The 15665-nt window shown below is 69.1% G+C and carries 13 protein-coding genes; 4 read left to right on the top strand and 9 right to left on the bottom strand.

Annotated elements, in window-relative coordinates; translation table 11 throughout:
- The first annotated feature begins 703 nt into the window (after positions 1-703).
- The 3 genes from FMQ63_RS38270 (at position 704) to FMQ63_RS34990 (ending at position 2673) form a co-directional block, all read left to right on the top strand.
- Positions 704-1273, top strand: coding sequence for a RodZ family helix-turn-helix domain-containing protein (locus FMQ63_RS38270; protein ID WP_228556548.1), 570 nt, complete (start codon positions 704-706; stop codon positions 1271-1273).
- Between the two features lie 85 nt (positions 1274-1358).
- Complete coding sequence (locus tag FMQ63_RS34995) at positions 1359-1622, top strand: hypothetical protein (protein WP_011553384.1); 264 nt, start codon at positions 1359-1361, stop codon at positions 1620-1622.
- A gap of 10 nt (positions 1623-1632) precedes the next feature.
- Positions 1633-2673, top strand: coding sequence for an RluA family pseudouridine synthase (locus tag FMQ63_RS34990; protein ID WP_011553385.1), 1041 nt, complete (start codon positions 1633-1635; stop codon positions 2671-2673).
- Here the strand turns inward: FMQ63_RS34990 and FMQ63_RS34985 are convergent.
- Together FMQ63_RS34985 and FMQ63_RS34980 are read right to left on the bottom strand one after the other, a co-directional pair.
- Complete coding sequence (locus FMQ63_RS34985) at positions 2654-3964, bottom strand: HD-GYP domain-containing protein (RefSeq protein ID WP_011553386.1); 1311 nt, start codon at positions 3962-3964, stop codon at positions 2654-2656. The two genes, FMQ63_RS34990 and FMQ63_RS34985, sit on opposite strands and share 20 nt — an antisense overlap.
- A 4-nt stretch (positions 3965-3968) precedes the next feature.
- The gene (locus FMQ63_RS34980) at positions 3969-5735 is read right to left on the bottom strand and encodes a HEAT repeat domain-containing protein (protein ID WP_011553387.1); all 1767 of its coding nucleotides are present in this window, start codon (positions 5733-5735) and stop codon (positions 3969-3971) included.
- Between the two features lie 158 nt (positions 5736-5893).
- Between FMQ63_RS34980 and FMQ63_RS34975 the strand changes: the two genes are divergently transcribed.
- Positions 5894-6229 carry a hypothetical protein gene (locus FMQ63_RS34975; protein ID WP_020478753.1) on the top strand — a complete coding sequence of 112 codons (336 nt, stop codon included), beginning with the start codon at positions 5894-5896 and terminating at the stop codon, positions 6227-6229.
- Between the two features lie 163 nt (positions 6230-6392).
- Here the strand turns inward: FMQ63_RS34975 and FMQ63_RS34970 are convergent, their stop codons facing one another.
- The 7 genes from FMQ63_RS34970 to FMQ63_RS34940 form a co-directional block, all read right to left on the bottom strand.
- Entirely contained in the window at positions 6393-8858 is a 2466-nt protein-coding gene (locus tag FMQ63_RS34970; protein ID WP_011553389.1) for an OPT family oligopeptide transporter, read from the bottom strand.
- A 161-nt stretch (positions 8859-9019) separates the two neighbouring features.
- Complete coding sequence (locus FMQ63_RS34965) at positions 9020-9907, bottom strand: RNA polymerase factor sigma-32 (RefSeq protein ID WP_020478755.1); 888 nt, start codon at positions 9905-9907, stop codon at positions 9020-9022.
- A gap of 430 nt (positions 9908-10337) precedes the next feature.
- Entirely contained in the window at positions 10338-12392 is a 2055-nt protein-coding gene (locus tag FMQ63_RS34960) for a DUF3488 and transglutaminase-like domain-containing protein (protein ID WP_171452277.1), read from the bottom strand.
- A complete protein-coding gene (locus FMQ63_RS34955) occupies positions 12389-13357 on the bottom strand; it encodes a DUF58 domain-containing protein (RefSeq protein WP_011553393.1) in 969 nt (322 codons plus the stop codon). Before FMQ63_RS34955 ends, FMQ63_RS34960 begins: the two co-directional genes overlap by 4 nt.
- Positions 13354-14334, bottom strand: coding sequence for a MoxR family ATPase (locus FMQ63_RS34950; protein ID WP_011553394.1), 981 nt, complete (start codon positions 14332-14334; stop codon positions 13354-13356). The genes FMQ63_RS34955 and FMQ63_RS34950 overlap by 4 nt, the downstream gene beginning before the upstream one ends.
- A 95-nt stretch (positions 14335-14429) precedes the next feature.
- Complete coding sequence (locus FMQ63_RS34945) at positions 14430-14753, bottom strand: STAS domain-containing protein (RefSeq protein WP_020478756.1); 324 nt, start codon at positions 14751-14753, stop codon at positions 14430-14432.
- Positions 14754-14938: 185 nt separating this feature from the next.
- The coding region (locus FMQ63_RS34940; RefSeq protein ID WP_228556547.1) for a lytic transglycosylase domain-containing protein at positions 14939-15665 on the bottom strand (727 nt) is incomplete at its 5' end.

Raw genomic sequence — 15665 nt, 5'->3', positions numbered from 1 at the left:
GGATGGGGAAGGGGAGGCCGGGGCCCAGGCGACGGAGCCTCGGGTGGAGGCGATGCCGGCGTCCTCGGGACAGGCGGACTTCCGGGCGTCGTTTTTCCGTGGGTTCTCGTTCGCATACGTGTCCAGCTCGTTGCAGGACACGCAGCGGCTGGGGAGCGCGGTGGATGTTCCCGTCGCGTCGATTCAGCCTCAGGTTTCGGGTAGTGGCACGGGGGCCGCGAGCGCTGAGTCGCAGCGCGAGGCCCCCGGTGCGGTGGCTGCGGCTCCGGTGAGTGAGCCGTCCGCGGCGCATGAGGCCGCTGCGGTAGTGCCTGGCGTCGTGGCGGCCAGTGCAACTGCTTCGGTTTCCCCAGGAGGCCCTGCGGTAACGGGCAGCGCGCCGGCTCCAGCGACGGCTCCCCAGGTCAGCGTCCCTTCTTCGGGCAGCGACGCCTCGGTGCCTGCCTCGGCCGCCGCGCCGACGCCTGGTCCGGCAGGCGCTGTCAGCGCGCTGGCTTCGGTCAGCGATGCGCCGGCGCCTGCGACGGCTGCCGTGCCGACGCCCGCCTCGGCCGCCCCCGTCAGCTCCCCGGTGGCGGAAGGCAGTGCCGCGGTGGCTGCCTCGGCCACTCAGGCCAGCAGCCCAGCCGCCGCGCCGGTCCCCACGCAAGGCGCTCCGGTCAGCGCCGTGGCGGCTCTGCCCCCTTCGGCGCCTGCCACCGCCGTGACTGGCGCCCCGGCATCGGAAACCAGCACTGCGCCCCACCTGCCGGTTCCAGCGAGTGCGAGCCCGGTACCGCCGGCCCCCCAGGCGCCCGAGGCCGAGTCGACCGCCATCGTCCCTGCCCGTCCGTCGCCCACCTCGGAGGCTCCGTCCGAGCCGGGCCGGGCTGGCGCGCGTCCCGGGCGGCCCCTGGGAGACGCGCAGCAGATCGCCCAGGACTCCGCCATCGCCACGGCGGAGGCGGCGCTGGCGCAGGCGTCCCAGGCCGCGTCGCGGGCCCGTGAGCCCCGGCCTCGCGTCCCGGACATCCCGTCCGACGCAGAGTTCAACGGCGAGCTGCTCCGGCAGGTCCGAGAGGCCCGGGGGGTGACCCTCCAGCAGGTGGCCGACCGCACCCGCATCACGCGCATGCACCTGGAGAACGTCGAGGCGGACCGCTACAACCTGCTCCCGCCCTCGGTCTACCTGCGAGGTATCCTGATGAGCCTCGCCCGCGAGCTGGGGTTGGATCCACTCCGCGTCTCCAAGAGCTACCTGGCCCTGTCTTCTGAGAAGTCAGGCCGGAAGTAGGGGAGGCGCCCGGAAGTGCTCGGATGTCACCGGCGTTGCGAGGAAAGTTGACTCGCCTCCAGCCGCTGCCTAAGTAGGTAGCACGATGACGGACGAGGAAAAGGTCAAGGCGATGCGGCTCGCCCGTGCGATTGCCTCGGATATCTCGCTCTACAACGAGCAGAAGATCATCAAGGGAATCGAACAGGACAACCTCTTCGAGGTCCTCAAGGAGGAACTGGAAGAGGGCCGCGAGCTCTACAAGAGCCGCGTCAGCCAGGAGATCTTCACGAAGATGAACTTCTTCGAGCGGGCGATCAACGACATCGTCCTGCGCTCGAAGGCGCATGTGAAGTCGAAGATCTGGTAACCCCCTCCCCGTGGTAGCGCCTGACACGCGAGAGCACCGCGCTCCGCCCGAAGCTCGCGGCGAGCGCGTCGACCAATACCTCGCGCGCGCGTTCCCGGACCTCACGCGCTCTCGCATCCATGGCCTCATCGAGGCCGGGCATGTGCTCGCGGACGGCCAGCCGGCCAAACCGGCCCGGCGTCTGCGCGGCGGTGAGCTGCTCGTCCTCCACATTCCGGCGCCCGTTCCCGCCGTCCCGTTAGCGGAGGAGCTCCCGCTCGCGCTGCTGCACGAGGACCGCGACCTGGTCGTCGTCGACAAGGCGGCGGGCATGGTCGTCCACCCCGGCGCGGGCCACGCTTCCGGCACCCTGGTCAACGCGCTGCTGCACCGGGTGAAGGACCTGGCCGGTGTTGGCGGCGAGCTGCGGCCCGGCATCGTCCACCGGCTCGACAAGGACACCACCGGCTGTCTCGTCGTGGCGAAGAACGAGCAGGCGCTGGTGGCGCTCCAGAAGGCCTTCAAGACTCGCGCGGTGGAGAAGACGTACCTGGCGCTGGTCCACGGCGTCCCGCCGGCGGAAGGGCGCATCGAGACGCTCTACGGCCGTCACCCCATCCACCGCCAGCGCTTCACGGGCAAGGTGAAGGAGGGCAAGAACGCCATCACCGAGTACCGCGTCCTCGAGACCTTTGATGGCGCCGCGCTGGTGGAGGTGGACCTGCTCACCGGCCGCACGCATCAGATTCGCGTGCACCTCTCCGAAGCCGGCCACCCCCTGCTCTGCGACGCGCTCTATGGCGCCGGACGCAAGGCGAAGGGCGCCGCGGCGGAGGCCCAGGAGCGGCTGGGGCGCCAAGCGCTCCACGCGTGGCGCCTGTCCTTCGCGCACCCGCGCACGGGCAAGGTGCTGAAGCTGGAGGCGCCCATTCCCGCGGACCTGGAGGCGGCCCTGACGCTGCTCCGGGCCACCGTCCCCGCGCCGCCAGAGGCCCCGGTCGCCACCCGAAAGCAGCCCGCGCCTCGGAAGGCGGCGGGCGGCTCGAAGCGGACTACAGGCCGGACACGCTGAGCGACTGCTGGCGCTTGGACAGCACCTTCACGGGCTGGATGGCCATCACCCGCATGAAGACGGACAGCAGCTCCGGGTCGAACTTGTTCCGCATCTCCGACCACATCAGCATCAGCGCCACCTCCGGGCCGTAGGCATCCCGGTACGGGCGCTTGGAGGTGAGGGCGTCGTACGCGTCGCAGATGGCGATGATCTTCGCGTACACCCCGAGGTTCGTCTTCGGGATGATCATCTGGATGTTGCCGCGGGAGTCGCGCACGGCGGTACCGAAGTCCGTCTTGTGCTCGAACGTCGTCACCACGCGCAGCAGCGTGGAGCGGCTGAAGCCCTTCTCCATCAGGATGTTGCGCACGGAGATGAGCGGCGCGCGCTGCACCGTCTGCTTCTCCTCGGGCGTCAGCGCGCCTCGCTTCGTCGACAGCTCCTCCGACAGCGTGGCCATGCCGGCGTCGTGGAAGAGGGCGATGTAGCCCAGGTCGCGCAGTTGCGGCTTCGTCAGCCCCAGCTCCGCGCCGAAGACGACGCTCATGAGGCACACGTTGACCTGGTGGTACACGAGGTAGTCGTCCTCGCGCCGCATGGTCGTCATGCCCAGGAAGTGCGTCCGCTGCTCGTAGGAGATGTCGACGAAGTCCTGCACCAGGCGCAGCGCCTTGGAGGCGTTGATGGGCTTCCCGGCGCGCACCGACTCCAGGTACTTCGTGAGGAAGAACACGGCGCGCGCGTAGATGGTCATCGCGTACTTCTTGCGGTCCACCTTCTGGTCGCCCGGGTTGTCCAGGTCCTTGTTCAGCTTCTCCTTCAGCTTGGAGAACTTGGCCACCCGCATGTTGAGCAGCTTGCGGTTGGACAGGCCGTCCTCTTCGGACGCGGTCGTCTGCTCCTTGCTGAAGATCCAGATGAAGTTCTTCAGCTCCGGAACGGTGACGGGCTTGGTGAGCGTGAAGCCACCCACGTCCTTCGAGCGCAGCTCCGTCAGCAGGTATCGCTGGTTCTCGATGGAGTTGAGGTCCACCTTCACCAGCATGCCGTTCAGGTAGAACGACTCCTTGACGCCCGTGAGCTCCAGGCGGCCTTCCTTGCTGATGATTTGATTGATGATGTCCTGGAGCTGGTGCAGCGGCTTCTGGAAGACCGCGTTCTCCGGGTCATACATCTTCACCGAGCGCACCAGCATGTACAGGCCGGCCACCAGCGAGCGCGCCAGGCCCTGGAGCTTCTCGTTGTGCTCGCGGCCGAACTCGTTGGTGTTCTCGTCCTGCGCCTGGGTGATTTTCAGGTTGTCGGCCATACGCCTATGCCTCCTCCGACAGCGCCGAGTCTCCGAAGAGCGCCTTCTTCGTCTGGTACATCGCCTTGCGAGCCGAGGTGAGGACCTCCAACGGCTGGTTCTTGTCCTCCACCACCGCCTGCAACAGCTTGTAGCCCTGGATGGAGCACGCGCCGCCCAGGCCGTGGATGGCCAGCAGCTTGTCCTCCAGCACGCGCTTCTTGTTGAGCAGCGAGGGCTTCGTCGCGAGCATCTGCTGCATCATCGACAGGGCGCCCGGGGTGCCCGTGGAGCCGATGGCCGCGTACACCGCGGCGCGCTCGTCGGGCGTCTTCTTGTCGAAGCCGGACTCCCGCACCAGGCGCATCAGGTCCGCGTAGCCCTTGTCGCGGTCGAACTCCGGCAGCAGCTTCGCCGCCAGCATGCGCACCTGGGAGATGGAGTCCGTGAGTGCGTCCGCGATGATGCGCCGGGCCTCGCCCGTGCGGCCGCGGCCGATGATGTTGAGCACCTCCAACTTCACCACCAGGTTGGGGCTCTTGAGCACCTGGCCGAACATCTTCACCCGGTCCGGGTGGTTGCTCTTCTCCAGGATGTAGACCATGTCGCGTACTGTCTGCGGCCGCTCTGACATCAGCCGCGCGACGAAGGGGTCGGGCAGCTCGCGCGCGAAACCCGCGAGGGCGTCACAGAGCAGGGTGCGGTTGTCGGCGACCTCGATGCTCTCCAGCACCGACAGCAGGGGGATGATGGAGTCCCGGCCCAACACCTGGAGGTAGCGCGACACGTCCGCGGGGTTCTTCGGCCGCGTCGACTTGAGCGACTCGCCCAACCGCATCAGTCGCTGCTCCTCGCCCATCTTGTGGAGGAAGTTCTCCAACATCTTCGCCAGGTCCTCGCTGCCTTCGCGCTGGGACAGCGCGCGCAGCTTGAGGACGATCTGGTTGATGGTGCCGAAGTCGTCCTGGAGGAGGAGCATGTCCAGCAACTGCACGAAGATTTCCTCGAGCAGGGACGCGTCATCCACGCCGCCTTCCACCACCTGGAACACGGCGCTCACCAGCTTGGGGAACAGCCGGGCGTTCTCCTCCTCGGAGACTTCGCGCTGCAGCTTCGCCTTCAGCTCGTCTGAGGCATGCCGTCCACCCACCACGAGTCCGCGAATCTGCTCCACGCCGTCCAGCTTGGCGTCCAGGTCCTCCGCGGACACGCGCGCGAAGCGCAGGTAGTCATCCGAATTCGTCTGCAGGCGCGAGTAGAGGTAGCCCACCACCTTGTCCACCTCGACCTGCACTTCCTCCTCGCTGGCGTTCTCCATGGAGAAGCCTTCCACCACCACGTACTCCACGTGCTCCATGCTCGCGCGCCACAGCTGCGCCAGCACGTCCTCCGCGCCGCGCTCCGGCTCGGACAGGGCGATGAGCGTGAAGGTGGTCATCTCCTCCACCGTGAGACCCGGGCGGAAGATGAGCTGCCGGATGCCGTCGCGGAAGAACTTGTAGGGCAGCGGGGTGTCCTCGGAGAACAGCGACTCGCCGAGGAGCAGGAAGTTCTGTTGCTCCACCTTCATCGACAGGGGACCGAACTTGTCGGTGTAGGTGGCAATCGACTCGAGCGCCTTCCCGAGGAACTCCGGGAAGCGCGACTCGTTGTGGCGATACATCCCGATCTGCTTGATGCCCTTGAGCAGGTGGAAGGCGAACGTCTTCGCCAACTCAACCTTCTCACGTGCCTCAGGCGAAAGCTGGGGCTCCGCGTTGGATTCCTGGATGGCTTTAGGGGGGTGGGCCATGCTGTCACCCGAGCCTAACCCGATTTTGGACGGCCACCCAGGAGACGGTCCGTGGAAGTCTCATGGCTTGGGTGACGTCCGCGTGACGGGGCATGAGAATGACGGGGATTCCTGGTTGTGTTGCCAAATGCGTCATCCGCCGGAACGGGGCGACGTCCATGGCGCGGTGGCTGACGTGCTCGCTGCTGCTGGTTTCGTTGACGGGGTGTTTCCGGATGAGCCTCCGTTCCGGAGCGCCGCGCGGAGGAGCGCCCGACGAGCAGACCGGAGTGAGCCTGGTCGCCGGACTGACGACCTCGAACGTGGTGGCGCCGGAGTGCCAGCACGGCTTCTCCCGCGTGGATGTGTATTGGCCGTGGTGGAGCCCCGTCGTCTACGCGGCGACCTTCGGCATCGTCGCGCCGTTGCGCACGGAGTACGTGTGCGCGGAGGCCGCGGCGGCCGCTGGCTCCGTGCGGCCCGAGCCCGTGCCGTCCTCCCACTCGCCGCTCTGAGCGAGACGGCCCGGGTGGGTGCTCGCCGCCTCCTGGACGGGGTTTCAGGAGGCACGCCGCACCCGCTCTGGAAATGAGCGAGGCGGCGAGGATTGCTCCTCGCCGCCCCGGGTGTCTCAGCGGTGTTTCACCCGGCCCCCAGGAGGAGGCCCGGGCACGTGGCCTACGCCTCCTTCTGCGGCGGCGGTGACATGGCGGCGCTCTGGCCCTTGAGGGCGGAGCGCAGCAGGAACAGCGTCAGGCCGGCGAAGAAGAGCAGGCCCCAGAGGTTGGACCACAGCGGGTGGGCGTGCTCGCTCTCGCCCACCATGTTGAGGAAGCCGCCCAGGCCGCCCTGGTTGCCCAGCAGGGCAGGCAGGTTCAGCGCGCGGGTGCCTGCTCCGTCGGTGGCGATTTCCAGGAAGGCGATGAGCACGCCCGCGATGGAGCCACCGGCGATGAAACCGGAGGAGAGCAGCGTGCCCGGCGAGAAGTCGGACTCGCCGCCGCGGATGCGGTCCACGAAGTAGCGCACCATGCCGCCCACGAAGAGCGGCGCGCTGCTGCTGATGGGCAGGTACACGCCCACCGCGAAGGGCAGGGAGGACACGCCGCACAGCTCCAGCATCAGCGCGATGAACACGCCCAGGAGCACCAGGTCCCACGGCAGCTTCTGGGTGAGGATGCCGTCGATGATGAGAGAGAACAGCTGCGCCTTGGGCGCCGCGTAGCGCGTCAGTTGCTGGCCTTCATAGACGCTGATGCGGCCGCCGATGCCCGGGTCCACCACGTACTGGATGGTGTCGGACTCATCGAGCAGGTACTTGCCCGCGGGCACCGGCGTGTCCGCGCCGCGCACGTAGCCTTCCTTGTAGGTGCGCTTCGGGCCGTCCGTGACGGCGCCCAGGTCCGCCACCTTGATGGGGGCGCCGCTGGAGACGTTGAGCGTCACCGCGCCCAGGTCCTGCGAGGACACGTCGCGCCAGCTGCGCAGCTCCATCGCGCCGCTCTGCGTGTTCAGCTCGTAGCCCTGCGCCCAGACGGCCTTGCGCAGCGCCGCCTCGTCCAGGCCGCGGGCCGCCAGCGCGTCGGCGGAGACGGCCCAGGAGAAGGTGTGCTGGACGCGCGTCTCGTTGGAGAACTCCGTCACCTTCACGCCCGGGTGGGGCTCGGGGATGGTGACGGTGGCGCCGCGGTTGAGCGTCACCAGCACCAGGCCGATGAACATCGCGCTGGTGAGCACACCGACGAACAGCGCCAACTGCTGGCGCCGGGGCGTACCGCCCACCAGGAAGGCCGTCTTGAGGTCCTGCGCGGTGGTGCCGCCGTTGGACGCGGCGATGCCGACGATGGCCGCCGTGGTGAGGGCCATGAAGCGGTCCTCGGACGACGTCCAGCCCATGAGCAGGTACACGAGGCAGGTGATGAGCAGCGTGGCCACCACCATGCCGGAGATGGGGTTGGACGAACTGCCAATCTCACCGGTGATGCGCGCGCTCACCGTGACGAAGAAGAAGCCGAAGATGACGATGAGGATGGCGGAGATGAGGTTCACCTCCAGCGGCGGCGCCAGCCAGATGGCCAGCACCAGCAGCGCGCTGCCTCCCAGCACCACGGTGATGGGCAGGTCCTGCTCCGTGCGCAGCAGCTGCGGCATGGCGCCCTGGCCCCGCGACGCCTTCAGCGTCTCCAGGCTGCGCTTGAAGGCCCCGACGATGGTGGGCAGCGAGCGGATGAGGCTGATGAGACCGCCCGTCGCCACGGCGCCCGCGCCGATGTAGAGCACGTACGCATTGCGAATCTGGTCCGGCGACATGTCCCGGATGAGCTGGCCGTTGTGCATCAGCAGCGGCGTCTCCAGCCCGCTGCCGAAGAACGAGATGGCCGGGATGAGGATGAGGTAGCTCAGCACACCACCGGCGAAGGTGATGGCCGCCACGCGGGGGCCGATGATGTAGCCCACGCCCAGCAGCTCCGGGCTCACCTCGGTGGAGACGGTCGCGCTCTTGAGCCCCTGCAGCGGCGTGCTCAGGACCTCGCGGAACAGCTTCATGCCGGAGTAGGCGAGCTTGTAGACACCGCCCACGATGAAGCCGGTGATGACGGTGCGGGCGTTGGTGCCGCCCTGCTCGCCGACGATGAGCACGTCCGCGCTGGCGGTGCCCTCCGGGTAGGGCAGCCTGCCGTGCTCCTGGACGATGAGGCCCTGGCGCAGCGGAATCATCATCAGCACGCCGAGTACGCCGCCCAGCGCCGCCGTGAGGAAGGCGTGGGTGAGGCTGATGTCGTAGCCCAGGAGCAGCAGGGCGGGGAGCGCGGCGGCCACACCGAAGGCGAGCGACTCACCGGCCGAGCCCGTCGTCTGGACGATGGTGTTCTCCAGGATGCTGGAGTTGCCCAGGGCCCGGAAGATGGCGATGGAGAGCACCGCGACGGGAATGGACGCGGAGACCGTGAGGCCCACCTTGATGGCCAGGTACACGGACGAGGCGGCGAACACGATGCCCAACACCGAGCCGAGCACCAGGGCTCGCATCGTCATCTCCGCCGGAGACTTGTCGGGGGGGACGTACGGGGTATGGGCGACTGTCGCGAGTGTCTGCGCGACCGGGACGCGATCCTCGGAGATCGGCGGCGAACCGTGGGCCAAGCGGGGGGCTCCTTCAAAGGGAAACCGGCCCTTTCTAGCAGGCCCCCGGCTGGCGGTGAAACAACGCCCTCAAATGACAAGCGCCCCTGCCAGTAGGGCGGAGGCGCCTTGATGCGGGCTTGCCCCGGAATGCCGGGTCGCCGGGCCGGGTCAGTCCCGGCTCACTGCTGGGCGGCGACGGCCTCGGGGTCCACCTCGGCCATGAGCGCGGCCAGCTCCGACTTGAGCTTGTCCTTGGCGCGAATCTCCAACTGGCGGGCGCGCTCGCGCGAGAAGCCGAAGTGCTCACCCAGTTCCTTGAGCGTCATGGGGCGCTCGTTCATGACGCGTTGCTCGATGATGAAGCGCTCACGCGGATCCAGGCGCATCAGCGCGGTACGGACGCGGGCGTTGATGAGGCCCGCCTCCTCCTTGTCCGCGAACTCGTCGTCCTGCGGGGCCGCGGCGCTCACCACGAAGTCCACGTGGCTGTTGCCGCCGTCCTCGCCCATGGGCGCGTCCAGCGACAGGTCCCGGCCCCCCATGCGCTGCTCCATCTCCCGCACCTCGCCCGGCTTCACGTGGAGCCGGCGGGCGATGTCATCCACGTTCACCGCGGCGTCACCGCTGCCAAACTTCTCCAGCTCGCGGCGCGTGCGGGCCAGACTGAAGAACAGCTTCCGCTGCGCCTGGGTGGTCCCCAGCTTCACGAGCGACCAGCTCTTGAGGATGTAGTTCTGGATGTACGCGCGAATCCACCACACCGCGTAGGAGATGAGGCGGATGCCCTTGTCCGGATCGAACTTCTGCACGGCCTTCATCAGGCCGATGTTCCCCTCCTGGATGAGGTCCGACATCTTGATGCCGTATGAGCGGTACTCATAGGCGACCTTCACCACGAAGCGCAGGTTGGCGGTCACCATCCGGTGCCCGGCCGCCAGGTCGCCCTTGAGGAAGCGGCGCGCGAGCTCCTGCTCCTCCTCCACCTTGAGGAGGGAGTAGTGGTTGATCTCCGAGAGGTACATCGCCAGGGAGCCGGAGTTGGACGACTGCTCGGTGGATGCCTGCATGAATGATTTCTCCGCCGGTGGGCCTCACGGGAGGCCGGGATGGATGGATTTCGTCTGACGACGTGACGAAGGGAACTTGAGCAACAGAAATGCCAACCTGCCCCGAAGGGCCATTCCCAATGTCTGCGAGGGGTTGGCGTGCTCCAGCGGCGCATACAGCGCCGCAATCCTGTAACCGTTACGTCGCACCGGCATGAATCGCCGGATGCGCTAGCTGTAGGAGCTTCAGAACTGTTCGCATTCAAGCCTCCCGGGGGCTGCGCAGGGCCGTGCTCCCTGTGAGGGCGCGGCCATTGGAGCGATGCCCGTCACACGACGTGGCCGCCCGCGGGAAAAGGCGTAACGACGCCTCAGGCCGCTGACACACCCGGGCCGCCGGCACGCGCGGTGGGCGGCCTGGCGGCCAGGCGCGAGGACCGAGGTCCGGGTGTCAGGAAGCGCGCGCTTGGGGCGGGCGAGTACCCTCGCTGGCGACGTGCTGGGACTCCGTGAGAACAGCGCGTCTCAAGTCCGTCAGCAGCCGCGTCGCCTCTCCCTGCTGGAGCGGGCGACCGCCAAAGCGGGCTTCCAGGTAGCGCCGGGTGACGGGCGTCAGGGCGGGGGACAGCGGGTGCCGCTCCCGGGCGAGCCGAGCGTCCAGTGCTTCCAATGTTTCACCGTCGACGCGTGTGATTCGCGCGGAGGCGAGCTGCGCCTCCACCGCGTCCACGAAGCGCGTGGCCTCCAAGGGCCGCTCACGCGACAGGAACTGCGTCAGCAACCGCCAGGCGGTATAGGCCGCGGCGGCCGCGAGCAGCGCGGCACCAAAGGCCCGGGGGGGCGGCGCGCGGCTGGCCGGCTCGTCCTTCTTCGGGACCTCGTGCGAGCGAGTGAGCGAGCGGACGACCGTCAGTTGATCGCGGAAGTTGTAGTCCAGGACGACGTCACGCCACTGCGACTCCACGATTTCATAGAAGTTGATGAGCTGCTCCAGCAGGCGAGGGGACTGGCTCGCGCGGTGGGCCGGCGGCGTCGCGTCCACGGTGATGAAGCCGCGCCCTGGCACCAGCACGTGCGTCCAGGCATGCGCATCACCCGCGCGGACCACGTAGCCACCCGTCACGCGCTCGCCGCCGAAGAAGCCGGTGGCCAGCCGCGCCCGCATGCCCTGGGTGCGCAGCATCAACGTGAGCGCGGTGGCGAAGTGCTCGCAGTGTCCCTGCTTGCGCTGGAAGAGGAAGTCGGCGACCGGGTCCGGCACGTCGCCGCTCAACTCCAGCGTGTAGCTGTATTCGCGTTGCAGCCACGCGGACAGCTTCCGCGCGGCGGCCAGCGGGTCGCGTTCGCCATTCAGCACCCGCGCGGCTGTCTGGCCGACGCGGACGTCCAGCCCCTCCGGCAGCGACAGCAGGGCGTCCTGCTCCTCCGGGGGCAGGTCCTGGACGTCGTCGCCGCTGGCGCCGGGCGGGAGGCTGTAGGCCTCATATGAATAGGAGATGCCGGAGTCGCGGAAGCGCACCTCGCCGCCGCCCAGTTCGTGGATTTGCGTGCGCCGGGAGCCCACCTGCGTGTTGGCCACGGCGTTGCCCAGCCGCGAGGGCGTCTCCAGCGCCACCAGCGTGCGCGCGCCGTACGCGGGCATCAGCTCCACGTGCTGGTGGACCAGGTTCTCCTGGCCCGGCCGCAGCGTCGTCATGAACTCGGAGCCGTTGCTGGTGGCGCGCGCGTTGGACCACTCCATGCCGTCGAAGACGTCATAGGTGCGGCCCACCCAGTAGGCGTCGAGCGTTTCCTTCTCCGGGTCCGGGGTCAGGGTGGCGCGCAGCACGATGCGCGGGTTGCCCTTGATGGTGCCCGCGCCGCCCAGGCGCACGGTGTTGGAGAATCCCGCGGTGGCCACGCCCAGGCCGGGCGAGGCGCTGGGGCCAATCATGTTCCAGTTGAGGCGGGGGAAGAGGATGAAGAAGGCCACCGCGCCCACCACGGCGAAGCCCACGCCCGTGGCCAGCGGGCCCATCACCGCGCGCACCGGCACCGGTTCGCCTTCGGGGACCGCGGACTCCACCACGCCCAGCGCCAGGGCGATGCTGGCCAGCACGCCGAAGACAATCAGGAAGAGGCCGTAGACGAGCTCGCCGGAGAGCGCCGCGCCGCCCGCCACCATCAACAGGCCGGACAGGTGGACCTGGCCGTCGGTGGCCGCGTCCGGCGTGGACAGCAGACGCTGCGCGGAGATGAGGCCAGCGAAGGCACAGGCCGCCACCACCAGGTTGAGCGAGCCCGCGAGCACGTTCGTGCCCAGCGTCAGCGCCACGGCCAGCAGCAGCAGCGCGGTGAGCTTCACCCGGTTGGCGAAGGGGCGCCACCCCGCCAGCGCGGCCACCTGGGCCACGCCGTAGAGGACCAGCGACCAGATGGGGAGCTGGCCCGACACCGCCATGGAGGCGAAGGCGGACCCGGAGCCCAGGTCTCGCAGCACCAGCCTCAGCCGCGTGCCCTTCCTCATGCCGCCTCCTCGCCACCGCGAGGGCGCTCGTGTCCCAGCCACGCCAGCGCCCGCAGCAGGCGCCGCTCCTGGGCCGCGCCCGCGGCGGGCCGGATGCGGTCCTCCGGCGTGTCCAGGCCCACCTCGTGACCTTCCTCGATGAGCCGGTGGGCCAGGGCGGCCACTTCCTCGCAGCGGCGCTCGAGCGCCTCCGCGTCGAGTCCGTCCGCCACCGAAAGCACGAAGGTGCGCCGCTCCTCGTGCTCGCGCTCCACGCGCAGCAGCTTCCCGGCGGAGGCGCTCTTCATCCAGTGGATGCGCCGGGCGTCCTCACCCGGCGCCAGCTCGCGCAGGCCGCTCAGGTCCCCATTGCCGTCATTGCGGCGGGGGTTGCCCGCGTCACCCACGGGGCCTTGCTCCGGCGCGCCCGGGTCCTGGCAGGCGTAGGTCCGCCGCGGGTAGATGAGCAGCGTGTTTTCCAGCGGAAAGGTGCGCGTCTTGGCGAACAGCCCCAGCGGCCAGGTGGTGGTGACACGAACGCCCGTGAGCAGCACGGGCCCACGCTGGGGCGCGGTGAGGTCCGCTCGCACGACGTGGTCCACGCCCGCGGGCAGGTAACCCACGCCGCCCGCGCCGGTGAGCGGCGAGTCCGCCTCCGACAGCGTGAGGGCGAAGGCGTGGCCCTGGCCGCGGGAGATGGCCCACCGGAAGGCGAAGGGCTCCTGGGCGAAGGCCGCGTCCGCGCCCACGCGCCGCACCGACAGATAGCGCAGGCAGCGCTCGGACAGGACGCCCGACACCACCACCATGCTCAGCAGCAGGCCCAGCAGCAGGTAGAGGAGGTTGTTGCCGGTGTTGAGCGCACCCAGGCCCACGCCGAACGTCACCACCAGATAGGTGCGTCCGATGCGCGTCACCCTGAGGGTGCGCGGCGGGCGGAGCCGCGAGCGAAGCCGTGCCCACCATGACGGCAGCCGGGGCTTCACCGGGGCGCCGGGACCTTTCGGGCAATCTCCTCCAGAAGGTGCGCCGCCTCGTCGCGCGCGGACACGCCCTGCACGGCGCTGCGCAGCATGATGCGGTGGGCCCAGCAGGGCACCAGCGCCGCGCGGACGTCACCGGGCGTGGCGAAGTCCCGGGCGTCCCACAGCGCGTGGGCCCGTGCGGCCGCGCCCAGCGCGAGCACCGCGCGGGTGGAGGCGCCTCGCTCCAGGTCGCCGTGCGAGCGCGTGGCCGTGGCCAGCCGCACCACGTAGTCCGCGACCGACGCGTCCAACCGCAGCGCCGCGGCGAACGAGCGCAGGGACGCCAGCTCCTCGGGCTCGGAGACGGTCTCCACCGCGTCCAGCGGCGGTGTGCCGTCGCGGGTGACGAGCAGCCCGGCCTCCACTTCCGGCGTCGGGTGGCCCAGGGACATGCGCACCATGAATCGGTCCAGCTGCGAGTCCGGCAGCGGGTAGGTGCCGGAGAAGTCCACCGGGTTCTGCGTGGCCACCACCGTGAAGGGCGCGGGCAGCGCGTGCGTGGCGCCGTCCAGGGAGACCTGGCCCTGGGCCATGGCCTCCAGCAGCGCGGACTGGGTGCGCGGCGGGGCGCGGTTCAGCTCATCCGCCAGCACCAGCTGCCGGAAGAGGGGACCGGGACGGAACTGGAAGGTGGCCGTCTGCGCGTGGAAGACCTGGGCGCCCAGCACGTCGGCGGGCATCAGGTCCGCGGTGAACTGGACGCGGGCGAAGCTCAGGCCACAGGCCTTGGCCAGGGCCTCGGCGAGCGTCGTCTTGCCCACGCCCGGGACGTCCTCCAGCAGCACGTGGCCGCCGGCGACCAGGGACGTCACCACGAGCTGGAGTTGGGAGGATTTTCCCTGCACCGCGCGGCCCAGCTGGGTGGCGATGCGTTCCATCGCCGAGCGCGCGTTTGCGGGGGAAGGCACCGGGGAGAGGGCGCGGGCAGGCTGGTTCATCTGCCTCCACTGTAGCCGACTCCCTCGATTGCCAACACGCTTCGCGTCCGGGCTTGCAGCGCGGACGCTCCCTCCCTCCCGAGGCGGCGAAGTACCTACGCCAGGAAGACGTCCTCGGGCGTGTAGTAGGCAGGGCGCGGCGACGTCCCTGTGCCCACACCGAAGTACCGGAACATCCGCTCGTGGTGAGTGGCCAGGCCGCGCAGTTGGACGGGGCGCTCCACCAGGCCTCGCGTCAGGACTCCCACGGCGCTGTCCTTGAACTCCCGCAGGTGGGCGAAGTCCAGTACGACCTCACACCCACTCAGGGCGCTCAGAGAGGTCCGGACCTCTTCCGCCGTCTTGCCGTCCAGCGTGCCTTCCAGTCGCAGCGTCACGGAACCTGCGGACTCCTCACGGTGGATCTGTAGCCCCGACATTGCTGTGCTCTCCAAGTTGGCGCGGAGCCTTGGTTGGAGCGTCATCGCTTCCGTCCTTCCACGGAGGACCCGTGGGGTTCTCCCGCCCGGCGCACAGTGCACAGGGTTCGCGCGTTTGGTTACCCCCCACATCGCAACTTTCTCGCGACTGTCGTGCAGCCGTCGCATGGCTTGTTGCTCAGCGCTCAGCTCTTCTGGCCATTCGTCTTCTGGGCCTCTCGCAGAGTGAGCTGCTTCTCCTGAGCGGCCTTCAGCTTGCGGAATTCCTTCACGACCTTGGCGGGGTAGCCGGCCAGGAACTTCGTGCGCGCTTCCTTCTTGGCCAGGATGCGGCGGGCCAGCCCGGGGCCGGCGTTGTAGGCGACCAGGGCCTTCTCCACGGTGCCGAAGCGCTGGATGAGGTCCGCCAGGTACGCGGTCCCCAGCTCCACGTTGGTCTCCGAGTCGAAGAGGTTGCTGGTGCGGCCCAGTTGCAGGCCGGCCTTGTCCGCCAGCCAGGTGCCGGTGTCCGGCATCACCTGCATCAGGCCCATGGCCCCGACGTGGGAGACCGCGTAGTTGTTGAAGGAACTCTCGCAGCGGATCACTGCCACCACCAGGAGCGGGTCGATGTCGTTGCGAGCCGCCTCGCGGACGATGGCCACCGCCAGCCGGCGCTGCTGCCGGGCGGGGAGCCCAGAGGCCTTCACCATCTCCGTGATGCCCAGGGCCTCGGCCTCGGCGTAGTGGGCCTCATCCTCGTAGAGGTGCAGCTTCGCCAGGGTCGCCTTCAACTCGGCGTCGCGCTCGGCCAGTTTCGCGCGCAGCTCCGTCACCTCCGGCCCCTCGCCCTGGGCGCCATCCGGCACCTGCACCGGAAACGCGACCGCCCCCGTCCCCACCATCCAAGCCGCCACCGCCACCGTCCAACCC

Origin of the sequence: Myxococcus sp. CA005, from assembly GCF_006518205.1 — a bacterium.
Lineage (GTDB): Bacteria > Myxococcota > Myxococcia > Myxococcales > Myxococcaceae > Myxococcus > Myxococcus xanthus.
Note: the sequence above shows the minus strand (reverse complement) of the source record. Positions and strands in the feature narration are given on the sequence as shown.